Here is a 15,693-nt window from a genome sequence, read left to right on the forward strand (position 1 = left end):
ACTCAACGGCTACGGGTGGGAATCTCGAACCAGACGGCTTTGCCTTCCCTGGTGGGTCTCGACCCCCAGCGCCTGGCGAGTTGGTCCACCAGGTAAAGGCCGCGTCCGCCCTCGTCGTTCTCCCCCGCGCTCCGGATCCGGGGCAGGCGCAGGTCCTGGTCGAACACCTCGACCCAGACCGACTCCTCGCCCCTGCGCAGCCGCAGCGTGAACTCCTTGTCGCTCACCACTTCGTCCTCGAAGCCGGGTACGTCCCACGAGTCCTCGAACGGCAGCGGCGGCCCCTCGACGACCAGCTCCCTGCGAGGCACGCTGCCGTGAGCCGCGTGGAGCACCACGTTGGTGACGACCTCGGAGACGAGCAGGCAGGCCAGCTCGGCGCGCTCCTCGGGGACGTTCCAGCCGCCGAACGCCTCGGAGGCCATCCGGCGCGCCTCGCCGACCATGATCGGCTGGGCCGGGAACGTGCGCTCCTCGACGTCGAGGTCCGACTCGCTCGACCGGACCACCAGGATCGCCATGTCGTCGTCGATCTCGCCGGGCACCGCCACGGTCGCCGCGTCGGCCACCCGCTCCACCTCGGCGTCGGCCATCTTCGCCAGCTTCTCGCACAGGACGCCCAGCGTCTCCTCGTCGCTCGGCATCCGGCCGTCGCGGGCGGGACGGCGGTCGACCAAGCCGTCGGTGTAGAGGAGCAGCGCCGCGCCGGGCGGCAGCGTGCGGGTCTCCTCCTTGTAGACGAGGTCGGCGTGCAGGCCCTTGGCGCGTACGCCCAACGGCTGGCCGACCTCCTCGATGTCGAGCTCGACGCACTGGCCGTCGACGAGCAGCAGCGGCGGCGCGTGCCCGGCGTTGGCGAACGACAGCTGCCGCGACCAGGCGTCGTAGACGAGGTATTGGCAGGTCACGATCGGCGGGACGCTGATGTCGGCGCCGCTGTCGTCCTTCTCGGGAGTGGCGATGATGCGGGTCCACTCGTCGAGCCTGGCCAGGATGTCGGCCGGTGACTTGTCGTCCTGCGCGAAGGCCCGCAGCGCCGCCCTGAGCTGGCCCATGATGGCCGCGGCCTTGGCGCCCCGGCCCTCCACGTCGCCGATGACGATGCCGACGCGACCGGCCGACAGCGGGATCACGTCGTACCAGTCGCCGCCGACCTGGGTCTGGATGCCCTGGCCGTGGGAGGCGAGCGGCGCCGCCGGGTAGTAGCGCACCGCGATCTGCAGGCCGTCGAGCTGGGGCAGCGCGCGCGGCAGCAGGTGCTTCTGGAAGGACTCGGCGGTGTGCCGCTCCTCCTCGAACAGCAGCGCGTTGTCGATCGCGAGCGCGACCCGGGTGGCGATGGCGCCGACGAAGTCGCGGTCGAAGGCGTCGTAGTGGGGGCTGCGGCGGTCGGTGAGGTTGGACAGTCCGAGGTACATCAGGCCGAGCGTCTCGCCGCGTACGCACAGAGGGGCCACGATGGCGGAGGTCATGCCGACCTCGCCGCACAGCTTGGCGCTGCCCTCGCTCGGCGACGGAAAGCTGCTGAGGGCGAAGTCCTCGACGAGGATGGTCTCCTGGCGGCGCAGCGCGGTGTCGGCGTAGTGGGAGGCGGGGTAGCGGATCTCCGCGCCCACGGGCTTCCAGGTGCCGGCCGGTGGGTTCCATCCCTGGACGTGCTGCGAGACCCGCCGGACCAGCCGGTCGCCCTCCATCAACTCGATGAAACAGTGGTCGGCGAACTGCGGGACGAGCATCTCGGCCACCCGCTTGAGCGTCTCCTCGACGTACAGGGAGCCGGCCAGCCGCTCGCCGATGCGCTCCAGCAGGCCGAAGCGGTCCTTCTCGCGCTCGTTGCTGCGCAGCGCCTCGCGGGCGGTGACGACGATGCCGGTCACCGACCCCGAGGGGTGGCGCAGCGGCACGGCCTGGGCGCGTACGTAGACGATCGTGCCGTCACCCCGCCGTACGTCGAAGGTGCCCTCCCACACGCCGCCCTTAAGCACGTGCTTGGTGAGCTCGCTGGCGAGCGGGTGGTCCTTCTCCATGATGCCCAGCGACAGCATCGAGGTGTCACGTGACGACTTCGACGGGCGGCCGAAGAGCTTCTCGGCGAAGGGGTTCCAATAGAGGAGATTGCTGAAACGGTCGGTCACGACGACCGCCATCTCGGCATGGTCAAGCACGGATGCAGCCGCCAGATGATCAGCCTCTTCCTGGGACACATCCCCCCAACGCTTCATCCGGAGACCACTCCTAGGGAGGGCATGTGCGCAATGCGAACCACGGGCACTCCTGCAACAGCGTCGACCGGCCGGGAGTGGAGGGCCTCCCAATAGGGATTCAACCAAGGAGTAGCGGGCGAGTCAGCGCCTGGAGACGAAAACATGCGCGGCAACGTCACGCGGAAGCTCCGCGAGAGTGTCGTTCGCGTCACCGTCACCTGTCACCCGCACACCGTCGTCGCTCGCCGCGAGCGTCACCTCGCGTCCGGGTTGTATCCCAACTTGCTTGAGTTTAAGCATCACAGCAGGATCGCTTTGCACTTGTTCGCTAATTCGCCGCACGACTACGGGTATATCTCTGGGTCCGGCGAGGTCGGACATGGATGTCAAGAGGCTGGGGCCACCCTCTACGGGCTCTCTGGCGCCCAGCTCGCCCAGTCCGGGGATCGGGTTGCCGTGCGGGCAGGCCGTCGGGTTGTCGAGCAGCGCCACCAGCCGGGTCTCCACGGACTCGGACATCACGTGCTCCCAGCGGCACGCCTCGATGTGCACGTCTTCCCAGGGCAGGCCGATCACCTGGGTCAGCAGGCACTCCGCGAGCCGGTGCTTGCGCATCACGCGCGTGGCCAGGGTGCGCCCGAGGTCGGTCATCGACAGGTGGCGGTCACCTTCGACGCGGACCAGGCCGTCGCGCTCCATCCGGGCCACGGTCTGGCTCACGGTGGGACCGCTCTGCTGGAGCCGCTCCGCGATGCGCGCGCGCAACGGGACGATGCCCTCCTCCTCGAGCTCGAAGATCGTGCGGAGGTACATCTCCGTGGTGTCGATCAGGCCGTGTGCGGTCAAGGCTCCTCCCATCTGAATGCTACGCCGGTCAGGGCAGGGTCTGGACCCGTCGGCGACGGGCAACAGAAGTCACACGGAACCCTATGGGGAGAACGACCGGCGAGGGTGACGCTCCACAACAACCGAGCGCGCTGATTACTTCCCGATCGTGATGAAAGCGGCTAACCAGCCCGGTAGTTCCGGAAGCTCGGCACCGACAGGCCCACGATCAGGACCGCGACGGCGCACGCCAGCCCGCCGCCCACCCAGGCCCACGTCATCCCGAACCACACGGCGGTCAGCCCGGCCCGCAGGTCGCCCAGGCGCGGCCCGCCCGCCACGACCACCATGAACGCCCCCTGCATCCGCCCGCGCATCTCGTCGGGAGCGTGCAACTGCAGGATGGACTGCCGCCAGACGGACGACACCATGTCGGCCACCCCGCCGACGGCCATCAGCACGACCATCAGCCAGAGCTGCTGCGCCAGCCCGGCGGCGGCCACGCTGAGCCCCCAGAGCGCGATCGTGACCGTAAGGGCCACCCCCTGGCGGCGTACCCGGCCCAGCCAGCCGGAGCCGAGCGCGCCGAGCACCGCGCCGATGGCCATGCCGGCCGACAGCCAGCCGAGCGCGATCGGCGAGCCGTCGAAGCGCTCGGACACGGCCTGCGGGATCAGCGCCCTGGGCAGCGCGAACACCATCGCGATGATGTCCACGACGAACGACATCAGCAGGACCGGCCCGGTCGCGATGTAGCGCAGCCCGTCGATCACCGACCGCCAGCCGGGCCGCTGGATCTCGCCCATGGGGAGCAACTGGGGCAGCCGGATCGAGGCGTACAGGCTGGCCGTGAAGAGCACCGCGTCGATCCCGTACGCCAGCGCGTAGCCCTGCCAGGCCAGCAGCACGCCCGCGATCATCGGCCCGACGATCGCGCCGAACCCGAAGACCAGCGAGTTGAGCGCGTTGGCGGCGGGCACCAGCTCGGCGGGCAGGATCCTCGGGATGATCGCGCCGCGGGCGGGCGAGGTCATCGCGAACCCGGTGGCGCTCACGGCCGAGGCGAGCAGCAGCAGGTAGACGTTGCCCAGGCCGAGGAGGGCCTGGGCCAGGATGAAGAGCGTCGCGCCCCAGGAGATGAGCGAGCTGATGATCAGCAGCCGGCGCCGGTCGACCGCGTCGGCGAACGCCCCGCCCCACAGCCCGAACACCAGGAGCGGGAGCAGGTTGGCCAGCCCCAGCAGGCCGACCCAGAACGAGGACTGGGTGAGGTCCCAAACCTGCTTGCTGACCGCGACGACGGTCACGCCGATGCCGATGTTGGCGATGGCCTGACCGGACCAGAGGCGCCGATAGGTGGGGACGGCCAGCGGCCGTATGTCTATGAGATGACGCTTGATCAGCTCCCCGATTGCCATTTAAGGCACATTAAGGGGCGAGTCTCTCCAGAACCCATCCGGGGCGCGTTCGCCGATATCGCAGCCTGTCATGCATCCTGTCAAGCTGCCCCTGCCAGAACTCCACCTCCAGCGGGCTGACCCGGAACCCGCCCCAGAAGTCGGGCACGGGCGGATGCTCCGGCCACCGGGCGGCGAGCTCGTCGTATCGGGCGTCCAGCTCCTCCCTGGACCGCACGACCGCGGACTGGCGTGAGGCCCAGGCCCCGATCCGCGAGCCGTACGGCCTGGAGTTGAAGTAGTCGGCCGACTCCTCGTGCGAGAGCCGCACGACCGTGCCCTCGATCCGCACCTGGCGGCGGATCGGGTGCCAGGGGAAGAGCAGCGACGCGCGGGCGTTCTCGGCCAGGTCGCGGCCCTTGCGCGACTCGTAGTTGGTGTAGAAGACGAACCCCTGCTCGTCATAGCCCTTCAGCAGGACGGTCCTGGCGCTCGGCCGGCCGCCGGCCGAGGCCGTGGCCAGCACCATGGCGTTCGGTTCCGGCAGGCCGGCCGTGAGCGCCTCCTGGAACCAGGTGGCGAATTGGGTGATCGGATCGGCGGATAGATCGGCTTCGAGCAGCGGCTCGCCCTCATACGTACGGCGAAGCCCCGCCAGCGCGGGCGGGCGCGAGGTGGCATCCACGAGACGGTATTCTTGCGCGCTTGGTGGCAGATCCCACACAACACTCCCTACCAGCGGCTTTCGCGTTCCGGCGGGTCCGGAGACCGACCACGGGCGGGTAGGGGGTTAAATTGACCCGCCGGTATCTCGACATCAAGGCATTGCCGCAACATGGCAAGAAAGGGAGGCGGCCGAGAATGTCCGACTTCAAACCCGGCCTCGAGGGCGTTGTAGCTTTTGAGACCGAGATCGCGGAACCGGACAAAGAAGGGGGCGCCCTTCGCTACCGGGGTGTCGACATCGAGGAGTTGGTCGGCCGTGTCCCCTTCGGGCACGTCTGGGGCCTGCTGGTCGACAACAAGTTCCAGCCGGGCCTGCCCCCGGCGGAGCCGTACCCCATTCCTGTCCACTCAGGTGACATCCGCGTAGACGTACAGAGCGCGCTGGCCATGCTGGCCCCGGCCTACGGCTTCAAGGCGCTCCTCGACATCAGCGACGAGGAGGCCCGCGACCAGCTCGCGCGCGCCTCCGTGATGGCGCTGTCCTTCGTGGCGCAGTCGGCGCGCGGCCTCGGCCTGCCGATGGTGCCGCAGAGCCGCGTCGACGAGGCCAAGACCATCGTCGAACGGTTCATGGTCCGCTGGCGTGGCGAGCCCGACCCCAACCACGTCAAGGCCATCGACGCTTACTGGACCTCGGCCGCCGAGCACGGCATGAACGCCTCCACGTTCACCGCCCGCGTCATCGCCTCCACCGGCGCCGACGTGGCCGCCGCGCTCTCCGGTGCCGTCGGCGCCATGTCCGGCCCGCTGCACGGCGGTGCTCCGGCCCGGGTGCTGCACATGATCGAAGGCGTCGAGCACCTGGGCGACGCCAAGAAGTACGTGCAGAGCGAGCTCGACAAGGGCAGCCGGCTGATGGGCTTCGGCCATCGCGTCTACCGTGCCGAGGACCCGCGCGCGCGGGTGCTGCGCCGTACCGCGAAGGAGCTCAACGCGCCTCGTTACGAGGTCGCCGCCGCTCTGGAGCAGGCCGCCCTGGAAGAGCTGCACGCGCGCAAGCCCGACCGGGTGCTCGCCACGAACGTCGAGTACTGGGCCGCCGTGGTGCTGGACTTCGCCGAGGTGCCCTCGCACATGTTCACCTCGATGTTCACCTGCGCCCGCACGGCCGGCTGGGCCGCGCACATCCTGGAGCAGAAGCTCACGGGCCGCCTGGTCCGCCCGAGCGCCAAGTACATCGGCCCGGCGTCGCGTCCGCTCAGCGACGTCCCCGGCGCCTCCGAGGTCGTCGGCACCATCTGACGCCTCGATCCTTGTGTACGGCTGCCGCGTTCCGACGCGGCAGCCGTATTTCATTTGATGGCGGCGGAGGGCGAGTCGGCGGTGTCGGGCAGACGGGCGCACACGGCGTCCTTCGGGGGCGGCTCGCTGACGTCCAGGGAGCCGCAGCGGACGACCGACTTCGGGTTGCCCGCTCGCGCCACGTCCACCTTCATGATCGCGATGGCCTTGTCGACCGGGGCGTGCAGATCGGCGGAGCCGAAGTCGATCTTCCCGCTGGAGCCGTTCCAGACCCGCCGGGTCAGCCGGTACAGGATGTCGCCCCGGCTGGGCAGGCCGCCGCCCTCCTGCGCGCCCGCCCGATAGGCGGTACTGGCCGCCTGGTAGAGCACGTTGGCCGCGTCGAAGGTGAGGATGAGGTTGTCGTCGGAGGACTTCGCGTGCGCGCCGGCGAGCAGGCCGCTGATGAACGCGGTCTGCTTGGTGGCGCTCTGGTTCCACACCGCCCGGTGCGCCAGCGCCACGTAGTAGACCTGCATCCGCTTCATGTGGGCGATCTCACCGGCGTGCTCGGCCATCGCCCTGACGACGTCGTCGCCCGCGAGCACCTTCGCGTCCTTGCAGCCGCTGCCCTCCACTGAGGTCAGGAAGCCGAGGAACTCCGAAGCCCGCCCGGCATAGAGGAAGACGTCCGGTTTGAGGCCACAGGCCGCCACAGCGGCCTCCTGGATGCCGCCCGACTCGACGTTGTAGTCCTCCGGCTCCTTGACGGTGATGCCCTGCGCCTTCAGCGCCGTCTCGAAGTCGTCGGCCAGGTTCTTCGTGTACTGGTCGGTGATCGATTCGTCCTGGACGATGACCGCGACCGGCTTGGCCACGTCCTCGAGCAGCATGCTCCGGGCGAAGCGCGCGCCCAGCGTCGCCTCACGGAAGTTGGTCGGCCCGACCTGGAAGTAGTAGGGGGACGGCTGGCCGGGCTGCTTGCCGTCGGCGGAGTCGCCGACGTAGCCGAGCCGGTCCGCCGTCGCCGTGGTCGACACCATCGGGATCTTCGCCAGGTGCAACTCCTCGATCGCCTGGCTGACGCCCTCCATGCTGCGCGGCAGGCCGATCACACCCATCACGTGCGGGTCCTGCGCGGCGAGCTCGGTGATGAGCTGCGCCGTCCGGCGGCCATGGCGGAAGTTGTCGCCGGCGTTGGCGAGCAGCACCCGCAGCCGGGGCGTGGTGCTGGCGGTCCGCTGCTGCTCCTCCACCGCTTCCAGCTCGGACACGGCGGCCGACAGCCGGGTGTCGTTCGCCTCCGTCTTCGTGATCGAGAACTCACCGAACAGGACCACGCTGACGTACCGTCCCGAGCCGAGGGCGTAGCCGTTGTTCGCGTCGATCTTCTTGACCAGCTGCTTCACGGCGCCGTCGAAGAGGCCGTCCGGCGTGTCGCCGGTGGCGTTCACGATGCCGACGCACTCGGTGCCGCTCCGCTCCGCCCATCGCAGACCGCCGCAGTGCGCGGCCCTGTCCCGCTGCATCCAGAAGACCAGGGCGAACGGCAGGACCAGCAGCAGCCCGATGGCCGTCCAGTAGGCCAGGGCCCGCTTCCTGCGCGGCAGCACCGGCGGGTACGCCCCGACTGCGGGCACCTCCGCGGCCTGGATGCCGATCCGCAGGTCAGGGACGCGGAGCCGGGCCGCGGCCCGCCACCGCCCGACGACCTCGGGCAGCTCGCCCAGCTCCGCCGACCCGATCGGCGGTCCGGGCGGGACGGCGGACACCGCCGCCAGCACGACCATCGGCGGCAGCAACCCGGTCTTCTTGGTGGTCTCCTCCACGAGCCGCAGGAACCGCGCGTTGACCCCGTCGGGATCGACGACCTGGATCAGCAGCAGGGCGTACAGCCCTCTGCCCCAGCTCGGCCACGGGATGATCCACTTCTTGTACGCCTCGCGCAGATCCCGCATCAGCGCGTGCACCAATAACCGCTCGATGGCCTCGTCGTCGGCGTTGGCCAGGCGCAGCGCGTAGGGGGTGGGCCGCTCGAACCGCTTGCGCCGTACGTACGGCTGCTTGCGCAGCCAGCCGGTGAACAGTGTCCCCCTGATCGAGAAGAAGGCCTGGCCGGTGGTGCCGAGCGCGGCCACCAGCAGACCGAGCACCCACGGAGCGAGGCCGACGAGGTCGGCGGGGCCGTTGAACCACCAGACGGCCAGCGTGCCGACCGGCACCCAGGTCGTCGCGGCGCGCGCCAGGAAGTCGGCCGAGGTCCTGCGCCCCCGGTCGCTGTCGCGGCTGCTCCGCTGCCTCTCCTTGAGCCGTTCCTTGAACGCCCGGTAGCCCGTGTGAGAGTGCGGATCCGGCGGCCAGCTCCCGGTGGCGTCCGGCGGCGGCAGGTCCCGCTGCTCCCTCGCCCACAGCACGAACTGCGCGAGCGGGAAGCGGGGCGGCGGCAGCAGCGACCCGCCCACCGGCTTGCCCAGCTGGCCGTGCTCGCCCGCAAGAGCCTTCACCAGCTCCTGGACCGTCCCGTACTCGCCCTCCTTGACGTGGGCGTAGGGCACGGAGTCCTGGAACGGCTCGGCGAGCAGCTCGACCGCGGCGAGCGCCTCAGGGCCCGTCACGAGCACCGTGGGCAGCGGCGGGTCGGCCCGCCAGAACACCGGCCGGTGAATCAACGCTTCGACGACACTCCGCAGATCGGCCACCCGGACTCCTCCAGCCAGACCTCACCCGTGTTGCCGGTCCAACGAATGATCGAGGGAAATGGTTCATCATTTCTCAGGATCCGGACCCGGGTCCAGGCAACCTCGTCGGGAAAGTACCCTTGGTCAGGTGGCTGACATCGTGATTCCCGCTGACATCAAGCCCGTCGACGGCCGCTTCGGCTGCGGGCCCTCGAAGGTTCGCACCGAGCAACTGGCCGCGCTCGCCGCCTCCGGCGCGAGCGTCATGGGCACCTCGCACCGCCAGAAGCCGGTCAAGAACCTGGTCGGCCGCGTACGCGCCGGCCTCGCCGATCTGTTCTCGCTCCCCGAGGGCTATCAGGTCGTGCTGGGCAACGGCGGCACCACCGCGTTCTGGGACATCGCCTCCTTCGGGCTCATCCGGGAGCGGTCCCAGCACCTGTCGTTCGGCGAGTTCTCCTCGAAGTTCGCCACCGTCGCCAAGAAGGCACCCTGGCTGGGCGAGCCGACGGTGATCAAGTCCGAGGTGGGCACCTACCCGGCCGCCGCGGCCGAGGACGGCGTCGACGTCTACGCGCTCACCCACAACGAGACCTCGACCGGCGTCGCCATGCCGATCAAGCGAGTCGGCTCCGACGACTCCCTGGTGCTCGTGGACGCCACCTCCGGCGCGGGCGGCCTGCCCGTGTCCATCGAGGAGACCGACGTCTACTACTTCGCCCCGCAGAAGAGCTTCGCCTCCGACGGCGGCCTGTGGATCGCGCTCATGTCGCCGCGCGCCCTGGCCAGGGTCGAGGAGATCGCCGCCACCGACCGCTACGTGCCCGAGTTCTTCAGCCTGCCGGTCGCGATCGACAACTCCGGCAAGGACCAGACCTACAACACCCCGTCGGTGGCGACGCTGTTCCTGCTGGCCGACCAGCTCGACTGGATGAACGGCAACGGCGGCCTGTCCTGGACCACCGCCCGCACCGCCGACTCCGCCCAGCGCCTCTACACCTGGGCCGACAAGACCTCCTACACCACGCCGTTCGCGGCTCCCGAGTTCCGCTCACAGGTGGTCGGCACGATCGACTTCTCCGACGACGTGGACGCGGCGGCCGTGGCCAAGGCGCTGCGCGCCAACGGCATCGTCGACACCGAGCCCTACCGCAAGCTCGGCCGCAACCAGCTGCGCGTCGCGATGTTCCCGGCCATCGACCCGGCCGACGTCGAAGCGCTGACGGTCTGCGTCGACTACGTGGTCGAGCGTCTTTGACCTGTTACGCCGGTTACGTGGTCGAGCGTTTCTGACCCGTACGGCGCGAGAGCTCGTCCAGCAGGGCCAGGGCGTCCTCCTCCTCGACGCTCTGCGCGAACCTCGCCAGCACCGGCAGCCGGTCGGTGCTGGCCGCCAGCGCCTCCAGCATGAGCCGCGTGACGTGCTCGTCCCTGGAGTAGGCGGCCGCGTACTTGAAGGCGTTACGGTACGGCGTGCGGACGAGCAGCCCCTTCTTCACCAGCCGTTCGGCGACGGTCTGCACCGTGGTGTAGGCGAGCTCACGCACCTCGTTGAGCGTGGCGAGCAGCTCACGCACCCGCATCGGCCTACCGGCATCCCACAGCACGTCCATGATCGCGCGCTCCAGGGATCCCAGGTTCGCCAACTGACCAACCCTCCGGCTCGGTGAGTTAGGAAACATTCTTCCCTAAAAAGCCCGCGCGCGACCAGGGTTGATCTTCCTTTCCGCCCAGTCGCGCCGACATATCCTCATGTGACAGGGGTTATACCGGATGAGTATGAGCAGGCGGCCCAATGGCCTGGGCTACCTGATGTTCGCCAGCCGCTGGTTACAGGTCCCCCTCTACCTGGGGCTCATCGTGGCCCAGGGGGTGTACGTCTGGCAGTTCATGGTCGAGCTCTGGCACCTGATCGAAGGCGTCCTCCATGGCGGCGAGAGCGACATCGAAGTCACGGTCATGCTGTCGGTGCTGGGCCTCATCGACGTGGTGATGATCTCCAACCTGCTCATCATGGTCATCGTCGGGGGCTACGAGACGTTCGTCTCGCGCATCAACCTCAACGAGCACCCCGACGAGCCGGAGTGGCTGTCCCACGTCAACGCGAACGTCCTCAAGGTCAAGCTGGCGACGGCCATCGTGGGCATCTCGTCGGTGCACTTGCTGCAGACGTTCATCAAGGCCCAGACGATCGAGGACAGCAAGATGATGTGGCAGACGATCATCCACCTGGCCTTCGTCCTGTCGGCCATCGGCCTGGCGCTGATAGATCGCCTGCTGTCCTCGTCTCCGGCCGAGCGGGTGCACAGCTCCTAGCGCGGTGACCTGGCTGGTTCGGCCTACGCCACTTCGCGCTTGCGGCGCAGCAGCCAGGCGGCGATGACGCCGCCCACCAGGCCGAACAGGTGGCCCTGCCAGGAGATGCCCTGCTGGTTGGGCAGCAGGCCCCACAGGATCGAGTAGTAGGCGATCCCCACGCCGATCCCGATGACGATGTCGAACACGCGGCGGTCGAATATCCCGCGAGCCAGGACGTACCCGAAATATCCGAACACCAGGCCGCTCGCACCCACCGTGATCGTGTCGGGGCTGGTGAACCAGGTGCCGATCCCGCCGATCACGATGATCAGCAGGCTGGCCGCGAAGAACCGCCCGAGCCCACGCAACGCCGCCAGGAATCCCAGGATCAGCAGCGGCAGCGAGTTGGCCATCAGGTGGCCGAAGCCCACGTGCAGGAACGGGGCGAAGAAGATGCCCACGAGGCCCGAGGGGTCCCAGCCGACGATGCCGAACTCCCGGTCCAGGCTGCCGTTCGTCGTGTAGTCGACGACCTCGACGGCCCACATCACGGCGAGCATCACGACCATGACGAAGGTCGCGCTCAGGGCGCCGGCGAGGAGGGAGCCCGCGCCACGCTTGGCCGACTCGTACGCGGACCTCGAATAGTCGCTCATGCGCCCCTCCCGCTAGACCTTTCCTTCTTTACCGTACGCAGAAGAAGTTATGCGCGCGCGATGAAACCCCCTCCCAAAAAGGGGAGGGGGTCGGGAAAAGGGCTACTCGCCCTTCCACTGGGGGGCGCGCTTCTCGGCGAAAGCCGCCGCGCCCTCCATGGCGTCCTTCGAGCTGAACACCGGGCTGATGATGCCGCCCTGCTTGGCGAACATCTCCTCCAGCGACCAGTCCTGCGACTCGACGATCACCTGCTTGGTGGCCGCGAGGGCCAGCGGAGCGTTGGCGGCGATCTTCCGGGCCAGCTCCAGCGCCCCGTCCAGCGCCTCGCCCGCCGGGGTGATCCGGTTGACCAGTCCCAGCTCGTACAGGCGCGAGGCGGGGTAGTGATCGCCGGTCAGGGCGATCTCCATGGCGACGTGGTACGGGATCCGGCGCGGCAGCCGCATGATGCCGCCCGCGCCCGCCACAAGGCCCCGCCTGGGCTCCGGCAGGCCGAAGGTGGACTCCGCCGACGCCACGATCACGTCGCACGACAGCGCGAGCTCGAAGCCGCCCGCGAGCGCGTAGCCCTCGACCGCCGCCACGATCGGCTTCTTGGGCGGCGACTCGGTCAGGCCGCCGAAGCCGCGGCCCTCGACCACGGGGAAGTCGCCGGACAGGAAGCCCTTGAGGTCCATGCCCGCCGAGAAGTAGCCACCCGCTCCGGTCAGAACGTAGGCGGAGATGTCGGGACGAGCCTCCAGCGTGTCGAGGGCTGCCGCGATACCGCGGGCCACCGCGCCGTTGATGGCGTTGCGCGCGGCGGGCCGGTTGATCGTGATCACGGCGACGCCGTCGGACTCTTCGACGAGCACTTCGTCAGACACGTGACCTCACTTGGGCTGGAAGCGGATGCCGCCGTCGAAGCGGACGACCTCGGCGTTCATGTAGTCGTTCTCGATCAGGGACCTGATCAGGTGCGCGAACTCGTCGGCCCGCCCCATGCGCTTGGGGAAAACGACCGGCGCCACCAGCTTGGCCTTGAACTCGTCGGAGTTGGGCGAGAAGCCGTAGATCGGAGTGTCGATGATCCCCGGGCAGATGGTGTTCACCCGTACGCCGATGGCCGCCAGGTCACGCGCGGCGGGCACGGTCATGCCCACGATGCCGCCCTTGGAGGCCGAGTAAGCGAGCTGCCCGGTCTGGCCTTCCAGCGCCGCGACGGAGGCGGTGTTGATGACCACGCCCCGCTGCCCGTCGGCGTCCACCGGCTCGGTCTTGGCGATCGCCGCCGCGCCGACGCGCATGAGGTTGAACGTGCCGATCAGGTTGACCTCGACGACCTTGCGGAAGGAGGCGGGGTTGTGCGGGGCGCCGTCACGGTTGACAGTGCGCTCGGCCCAGCCGATTCCCGCGCTGTTCACCACGACGCGCAGCGGCTTGCCGGTGGCGACGGCCGCCTCGACCGCCGCTTGTACCTGCTCGTCGTCCGTCACGTCGGTCCGGGCGAAGACCCCACCGAGTTCGTCGGCGATGCTCTTGCCGCGTTCCTCGTTGAGGTCGGCGATGACCACCGTGGCGCCGTGGCCCGCGAGCTCGCGGGCCGTCGCCTCGCCGAGGCCACTGGCCCCGCCGGAGATGATTGCTGCAGATCCGTTCACGTCCATATCCCGGACCCTAACCCGCCAACCGAATGAAGTTCTACTCGGGGTGGGTTAAATCTCGCCTACGGCCGTGTCGACATCGGAATATACCTTGATCCGCCGGTCGAGCCCGGTCGTACGCAGGATGCGGGCCACCGGGGCCTGCGGCCCGGCCAGTGACACGCCGCCGCCCTCTCCCGTGGCCAGCCGCCATGCCTCGATGAGCACCGACAGGCCGCTGGAGTCCATGAACGACAACTGCTGGAGGTCGAGCACCAGCCAGGCGCCATCCTGTTTGATGGCGTCCCGCACCTCGTCGCGGAGGAACGGCGCCGTGAACAGGTCCAGCTCACCCTCAACGGCCACCACCACGGCATCACCCAGGGCGTGTCGCGCAAGCCGCAGCTTCATTTGGCCCTCCTCGATGAGCCACTGTACTTCGACATCCCCGGGTACCGGGCATGCACAAACTCGGATCATCCGTATGTGAAGGCCGAAACGGGAAAATGACCTCCCTGGATCAGCCGTGCTCCGCCGGTGCGGGGATGGCGAAGCCGTATGGGAGCTCCAGGCGGTGGCTGGCGAGCAGCTCGGTGTCGGCGAGCAGCTCGCGAGTGGGCCCGTCCGCGACGATCACGCCGTCGGAGAGGATCAGCGAGCGTTCACAGAGCTCCAGCGCGTACGGCAGGTCGTGGGTGACCATGAGCACGGTCACGTCGAGCGAGCGCAGGACCTCGGCCAGCTCCCTGCGGGCGGCCGGGTCGAGGTTGGACGACGGCTCGTCGAGCACCAGGATCTCCGGCTCCATCGCCAGCACGGTCGCCACGGCCACCCGCCGGCGCTGGCCGAACGACAGGTGGTGCGGCGGCCGGTCGATGACCTCCAGCATGCCGACCCGCTCCAGCGCGCCCTTGACCACGCGCTCCAGCTCCGCGCCCGACACGCCCGAGTTGGCCGGGCCGAACGCCACGTCGTCCCTGACCGTGGGCATGAAGAGCTGGTCGTCCGGGTCCTGGAAGACAAGGCCGACGCGCTGTCTGATCTCCTTGAGAGTGTCCTTGCGCACCGGCGTGCCGGCCACGCTCACCGAGCCGTGCCCGGCCGTGAGGATGCCGTTCAGGTGCATGACGAGGGTGGTCTTGCCGGCGCCGTTGGGGCCGAGCAGCGCGACGCGCTCGCCGCGCCGGATCGTGAAGTCCACGCCGAACAGGGCCTGCGTCCCGTCGGGGTAGGCGTAGGCGAGCCGGTTCACTTCGAGGGAGTTGACGGCCGGAGAGTTCACAGTGACAGTCCTTGTACGGCTGACAGTCCTAGTACGGCCAGAGCCATGCCCGGCAGAGCGAGGGCCGTGGCCCATTGCCCAACAGATCCCGAAATTTCGTCCATCATCGGCATCCGCCCGGAATAGCCGCGGCTGAGCATCGCGAGGTGCACCCGCTCGCCCCGTTCGTACGAGCGGATGAACAGCGCGCCCGCCGACCGTGCGATCACCGGGATGTGCCGGAAATTCCGTGCTTCGAAGCCACGAGACTCCCGCGCGACCCGCATCCGGCGCATCTCATCCATGATCACGTCCATGTAGCGGAGCATGAACATGGCGATCTGCACCAGCAGGCTGGGCAGCCGGAGCCGCTGGGCGCCGATGAGGATGACCCGCGGCTCTGTGGTGGCCGCGAGCAGGATCGAGGCGACCACCCCCAGCGTCGCCTTGGCCAGGATGTTCCACCCGGCCCAGAGCCCGGCCACGCTCAGCGAGACGCCCAGCACGGTAGTCCGCTCCCCCAGCCCGATCACCGGGATGAGGAAGGCGAACAGCACGAAGGGCAGCTCGACCACCATCCGCCGCAGCACGTACGTCAGCGGCACCCTGGCGGCCACCGCGACCCCCGCGAGCAGGACCGCGTAGAGCCCGAAGGCCCAGAACCGCTCCCTCGGCGTCGCCACCACCACGATCGCGAAGGCGGCGACGGCCAGCAGCTTGCACTGCGGCGGGAGCCGGTGCACGACCGAGTCCCCTGCCAGGTAGAGCTGATGATGGTGCCCCGCGCCCACCCGACACTCACCG

The 15,693-nt window shown here is 69.1% G+C and carries 15 protein-coding genes; 3 read left to right on the top strand and 12 right to left on the bottom strand.

Annotation, left to right across the window (positions count from 1 at the left end; all coding sequences use genetic code 11):
• Window positions 1-2 precede the first annotated feature (2 nt).
• From AB0H88_RS26080 to pdxH, 4 genes are all read right to left on the bottom strand, one after another.
• Complete coding sequence (locus AB0H88_RS26080; RefSeq protein WP_357648691.1) at window positions 3-2,222, bottom strand: SpoIIE family protein phosphatase; 2,220 nt, start codon at window positions 2,220-2,222, stop codon at window positions 3-5.
• A gap of 123 nt (window positions 2,223-2,345) precedes the next feature.
• Window positions 2,346-3,050, bottom strand: a complete 705-nt coding sequence (locus tag AB0H88_RS26085) for a metal-dependent transcriptional regulator (RefSeq protein WP_357648693.1) — start codon at window positions 3,048-3,050, stop codon at window positions 2,346-2,348.
• A gap of 161 nt (window positions 3,051-3,211) precedes the next feature.
• Entirely contained in the window at window positions 3,212-4,447 is a 1,236-nt protein-coding gene (locus AB0H88_RS26090) for an MFS transporter (RefSeq protein WP_357648695.1), read from the bottom strand.
• A gap of 10 nt (window positions 4,448-4,457) precedes the next feature.
• Window positions 4,458-5,111, bottom strand: a complete 654-nt coding sequence (pdxH, locus tag AB0H88_RS26095; RefSeq protein ID WP_225294082.1) for a pyridoxamine 5'-phosphate oxidase — start codon at window positions 5,109-5,111, stop codon at window positions 4,458-4,460.
• A gap of 176 nt (window positions 5,112-5,287) precedes the next feature.
• Between pdxH and AB0H88_RS26100 the strand changes: the two genes are divergently transcribed.
• Complete coding sequence (locus tag AB0H88_RS26100; RefSeq protein ID WP_214643257.1) at window positions 5,288-6,394, top strand: citrate synthase 2; 1,107 nt, start codon at window positions 5,288-5,290, stop codon at window positions 6,392-6,394.
• 50 nt (window positions 6,395-6,444) lie between these two features.
• Here AB0H88_RS26100 and AB0H88_RS26105 read toward each other — a convergent pair whose 3' ends face one another.
• A complete protein-coding gene (locus AB0H88_RS26105; RefSeq protein WP_357648698.1) occupies window positions 6,445-9,072 on the bottom strand; it encodes an ABC transporter substrate-binding protein in 2,628 nt (875 codons plus the stop codon).
• A 127-nt stretch (window positions 9,073-9,199) separates the two neighbouring features.
• Here AB0H88_RS26105 and serC point away from each other — a divergent pair, with 127 nt between their 5' ends.
• Complete coding sequence (serC, locus tag AB0H88_RS26110) at window positions 9,200-10,309, top strand: phosphoserine transaminase (protein ID WP_357648700.1); 1,110 nt, start codon at window positions 9,200-9,202, stop codon at window positions 10,307-10,309.
• A gap of 13 nt (window positions 10,310-10,322) precedes the next feature.
• On the opposite strand, the gene AB0H88_RS26115 is transcribed toward serC, so the two are convergent.
• Window positions 10,323-10,697: a BlaI/MecI/CopY family transcriptional regulator gene (locus AB0H88_RS26115; RefSeq protein ID WP_225294089.1), complete on the bottom strand. Its 375-nt coding sequence runs from the start codon at window positions 10,695-10,697 to the stop codon at window positions 10,323-10,325.
• Between the two features lie 127 nt (window positions 10,698-10,824).
• On the opposite strand from AB0H88_RS26115, the gene AB0H88_RS26120 reads away from it, so the two are divergent.
• The gene (locus AB0H88_RS26120; protein WP_357648702.1) at window positions 10,825-11,367 is read left to right on the top strand and encodes a TIGR00645 family protein; all 543 of its coding nucleotides are present in this window, start codon (window positions 10,825-10,827) and stop codon (window positions 11,365-11,367) included.
• Window positions 11,368-11,390: 23 nt separating this feature from the next.
• On the opposite strand, the gene AB0H88_RS26125 is transcribed toward AB0H88_RS26120, so the two are convergent.
• The 6 genes from AB0H88_RS26125 to cbiQ form a co-directional block, all read right to left on the bottom strand.
• On the bottom strand, window positions 11,391-12,005 hold the full coding sequence (locus AB0H88_RS26125; protein WP_357648704.1) for a rhomboid family intramembrane serine protease: 615 nt from the start codon (window positions 12,003-12,005) through the stop codon (window positions 11,391-11,393).
• Between the two features lie 102 nt (window positions 12,006-12,107).
• Window positions 12,108-12,872, bottom strand: coding sequence for a crotonase/enoyl-CoA hydratase family protein (locus AB0H88_RS26130; protein ID WP_357648706.1), 765 nt, complete (start codon window positions 12,870-12,872; stop codon window positions 12,108-12,110).
• Window positions 12,873-12,878: 6 nt separating this feature from the next.
• Window positions 12,879-13,652 (bottom strand): SDR family NAD(P)-dependent oxidoreductase, encoded by a 774-nt coding sequence (locus AB0H88_RS26135; RefSeq protein ID WP_357648708.1) that lies wholly within the window; start codon window positions 13,650-13,652, stop codon window positions 12,879-12,881.
• 48 nt (window positions 13,653-13,700) lie between these two features.
• A complete protein-coding gene (locus AB0H88_RS26140; RefSeq protein ID WP_225294105.1) occupies window positions 13,701-14,039 on the bottom strand; it encodes an STAS domain-containing protein in 339 nt (112 codons plus the stop codon).
• Window positions 14,040-14,148: 109 nt separating this feature from the next.
• The gene (locus AB0H88_RS26145) at window positions 14,149-14,910 is read right to left on the bottom strand and encodes an ABC transporter ATP-binding protein (RefSeq protein ID WP_357648711.1); all 762 of its coding nucleotides are present in this window, start codon (window positions 14,908-14,910) and stop codon (window positions 14,149-14,151) included.
• Window positions 14,907-15,680, bottom strand: coding sequence for a cobalt ECF transporter T component CbiQ (gene cbiQ / locus AB0H88_RS26150; protein WP_225294109.1), 774 nt, complete (start codon window positions 15,678-15,680; stop codon window positions 14,907-14,909). Before cbiQ ends, AB0H88_RS26145 begins: the two co-directional genes overlap by 4 nt.
• Window positions 15,681-15,693 lie beyond the last annotated feature (13 nt).

This window comes from Nonomuraea sp. NPDC050680 (assembly GCF_040654555.1).
Classification (GTDB): Bacteria; Actinomycetota; Actinomycetes; order Streptosporangiales; family Streptosporangiaceae; genus Nonomuraea.